Genomic DNA, 205 nt, shown 5'->3' on the forward strand with positions numbered 1-205 from the left:
CCGGTCCGTCAACGACGAGGGTCACCATATTGGCAATAACGCCACTAACAGTTCCTTTTGTTGCCATATAATTTTAGTTATTTTATTTTATCTGAATTCTGCGGGAATCTGCACTTCATCTTTCAATGCATCGATAATGCTCCGGAAGAGTTGATTTCCTTTTTCTTTATCCAACGCTATCCAACGTTCAATCATCTCGAGTTGC

Annotated in this window: 1 protein-coding gene; it reads right to left on the reverse strand. The window is 40.5% G+C overall.

Annotated features, from left to right (window positions below; all coding sequences use genetic code 11):
• Positions 1–87: 87 nt before the first annotated feature.
• On the reverse strand, positions 88–205 hold a 118-nt coding region (locus tag QVP90_RS15600; RefSeq protein ID WP_288204789.1), incomplete at its 5' end, for a DUF2764 family protein.

The organism is Bacteroides sp. CAG:189 (assembly GCF_000432295.1).
In the GTDB taxonomy this organism is placed as follows: domain Bacteria; phylum Bacteroidota; class Bacteroidia; order Bacteroidales; family Bacteroidaceae; genus Bacteroides; species Bacteroides salyersiae.